The organism is Streptomyces sp. NPDC054840 (assembly GCF_053611065.1).
In genome coordinates this window covers 1-3300 of the sequence record NZ_JBSGZP010000755.1, presented here as the reverse complement: position 1 = coordinate 3300, position 3300 = coordinate 1, and the positions used below count along the sequence as shown (strand labels likewise).

Annotated in this window: 2 protein-coding genes; both read right to left on the bottom strand. The window is 74.9% G+C overall.

What is annotated here, in order from left to right; translation table 11 throughout:
- The coding region (locus ACWGIU_RS33475) for a bifunctional serine/threonine-protein kinase/ABC transporter substrate-binding protein (RefSeq protein WP_453711867.1) at positions 1–1381 on the bottom strand (1381 nt) is incomplete at its 3' end.
- 6 nt (positions 1382–1387) lie between these two features.
- On the bottom strand, positions 1388–3300 hold a 1913-nt coding region (locus ACWGIU_RS33470), incomplete at its 5' end, for a bifunctional serine/threonine-protein kinase/ABC transporter substrate-binding protein (RefSeq protein WP_453711866.1).

Genomic DNA, 3300 nt, shown 5'->3' with positions numbered 1-3300 from the left:
TGGCGTTCTCGGGACTGTCGGCGGACACCAGAAGCAGGGCGAGATCGGCCGCGCCGCAGGTGATGGCCAGCTCGGACACGGCCGCGTCCCAGGTGGGGCCGATGAGGGCGACCACCGCGGGGTCGGCGGCCAGCTCCTTGACCACCTGCGCGGCGCGCGCGGCGTCCCCGCCGTCGTCGGCGACACGCAGGGCCAGCCGGAACGCGGCGTCCGGCCGGCTGTTGTGCCGCTCCACGGCCAGTTTCATGCCGCGCTCGTGAGCCTGGCCGGTCTCCTTGCCGGGCCCGGTCAGGTCGGCCTGGAGGGCGAGGGTGTGGGTGCCGGGTTCGCGGGCGGGCGGCGTTGTCGTGCCGCGGGCCCGGCCGCGGGTGGTGAACCAGGCGACCGGCGCGCCGATGACGGCCAGGCCCGCGCCGGCCCCGAGCAGCCGTCTGCGCGTGAGGCCCTGTACGGCCGCCTCCGGCGCGTCGATCCGGGTCGGTTCCGGGGCGGGCAGGTCCAGCGCCCTGGTGGAACGCTCGGCGATGAGGCGGGGCAGCGGGGGCGGCAGCCAGTCCTCGCCGTCGGGGCCGGGAAGGCCGTCGCCGAGGAGGAGGCGCAGCGCGTCCGGGGTCGGCCGGGCCGCCGGGTCCTTCGCCAGGCAGGCCAGCACGGTATCGAGCAACTCCGGTGGTAGGTCGGAGAGTTCGGGCTCGTCGTGGACCGTTCGGTAGACCACCGCGGCCGCGTGCCCGCCGCCGAAGGGGCCGTGCCCGGTCGCCGCGTACGCCAGGACGCAGCCGAGGGAGAACACGTCGCTCGGGGCGCCGGCCGCGATGCCGTCCGTGCGGGCCTGCTCCGGTGCCAGGTATCCCGGGGTGCCGAGGACGGCGTCCACGGCGGTCAGCGTGACCGCGCCCTCGGCCCGCGCGATGCCGAAGTCGATCAGCCGTGGCCCGTCCGGGGCGAGCAGGATGTTGCCCGGTTTGACGTCGCGGTGGACCAGCCCGGCGGCGTGCACCTGGGCCAGGGCCTCGGCGAGCCGCGAGCCCAGGGTCCGTACCGCCCGGACGGGCAGCGGACCGTACCCTCCCACCGCCTCGGACAGGGACGGGCCCGGGACGTAGGGGGTGGCCAGCCAGGGCTCGCGCGCCTGCGGGTCGGCGGCGACGATCGGGACCACCCAGCGCCCGGTCAGCTGCCCGGCGGCCTCCACCTCGCGCCGGAACCGGGCGCGGAAGTCCGGGTTCGCGGCGTGGTCGGCGCGGATGACCTTGACGGCGACGAGGGTGCCGGTGGCGGAGCGCGCGAGGTACACGGTGCCCATACCGCCCGAACCGAGCCGCCCCAGCAGCCGGTTGCCCCCGATCGCGGCCGGATCGGCGGGGGTGAGGGGGCGCATCGGGGGCTATCCCTCCGCGGGCTGGACGACCGGGCCGACGTAGCGCATCAGGCCCCCTTCCACCTTGTGCGTGAAGTAGATGTTGCCCTTGAGCTGCCGTCGCTCGTTGAAGGTGTACTGCTTGGTCAGGCCTTGGAAGGTGCTTTGGGTGAGCGCGGTCAGCAGACCGGCACGGGTCGGGCGTGCGCCGCCCGCCGCGGTGGCGACCAGCCGGTCGATGATCAGGCGGGTGGCGTCGAAGGCCTCCGCGGTCCAGATGTCGGGGGCCGATCCGTACGCCGCCCGGTGGGCCCGGGTCACCTCCGCGACCTCGGGGGCCTCGGGGCCGGTGTACGGCGTGAAGAACTGCCAGCCTTCGGCGGCCGGGCCTGCCGCGGCGAGGAACTCGGGGCCGGCGATGGTGTAGTCGGCCGCGCGGGGGCCCTTGAAGCCGGCGGCGGCCAGCAGCCCGGCGACCTTGGCTCCGCCGGCCGGGGTGCCGGTGTAGAAGAAGCCGTCGACGCCGTGCGCGAGCATGTCGGTGATCACCGGGGCCAGATCGGTCGCTCCGCGCGGGACGACGCGACCGTAGTAGGTGGCCTCGGGGGCGAAGAGGGCGATGGTGCGGGTCACGAGCTGGGCCGCCTGCCAGGTGTCCGTGTCCCCGCCGCGGTCGTTGAGGATGCCCATCCGCCGGACGCCCTGCTTCCCGGCGAGCTGCAGGTTGACCATGGCGGCCTGGGACGAGGAGATCGGGCAGCTCTGGAAGAAGCTGCGCCGGTCGGTGATGCTGAAGGTGGTCGCCAGGGCGGACACGGTCACGAGGGGTACGGAGGCCTCGCCGTAGAGTTCGAGGCACGGGATCACGGAGTCGTTGCCGGTGGGGCCGACGACGGCGAACAGATCACGGTCGGCGATGAGTCGGGTGGCGGCGGCCGCCGAACGGTCGGCCTTCCCGGCGTCGTCGGCGGTGGCGACGGTGAGCGTGAACAGCTTGTCCTTGCGGGAGTTGAAGGCCTCGACGGCCAGGCGCACCCCGCGTTCCTGGGCCTGACCGGCGGCCTTCTGCGGACCGGAGAGATCGGCGTGCACACCGATCACCCACTGTCTCGGGGTGTCCGAGCCCGACGTCCTGGGCTTGTCCTGCTCGCGCAGCGCCAGCCAGGCGGCCAGGCCGCCGCCGACCGCGAGCACGGCGCTGCCGGAGGCGAGCGCGAGGAACCGTCTGCGGGAGGGCGCCGGCGCGGCCGTGCCTGGCGCGGGGGCGGCGTCCGGGTCGGCGACTGTTTCGTCGATGCCCGGCAGGGCGAGCAGCACGGCGGCGCGCTCGGCGATGGTCGCGACGACCGGGTCGGGCAGCCAGTCGGTGCCTTCCCCGGGGGTGTCCTCGGTCAGCGCCGCGTCCAGCTCGCTCGCGGTGGGCCGGATGTCGGGGTGTTTGGCGACGCAGGTGCGCAGCAGCGCGGCGAGTTCGGGGTCGGCGAGGACCTCGGGGCCGAAGTCGGGCTCGTCGTGGACCGTGCGGTAGAGCACCGCGTCCACGGTACCGGTGCCGAAGGGCAGCCGTCCGGTGGCGGCGTACGCGAGGAGGCAGCCGAGCGAGAAGACATCGCCGGCCGGTTCGGCGGGGCGGCCCTCGGCCTGTTCGGGCGAGAGGAAGCCGGGAGTGCCGAGTACGGCGTCGGCTGAGGTCAGGGCGGTGTGTTCGCCGCCGCGGGCGATCCCGAAGTCGATGAGCCGGGGCCGGTCCATGCCGAGGAGGACGTTCCCGGGCTTCACGTCGCGGTGTACGAGGCCCTGCGCGTGCATCGTCCCCAGGGCCTTGGCGAGGGCCTTGCCGAGGATCCGTACGGCCCGCAGCGGGAGCGGGCCGTGGGCCGCCACGGCCTCGGCGAGGGAGGGTCCGGCGACGAAGGAGGTGGCGAGCCACGGTTCCGAGG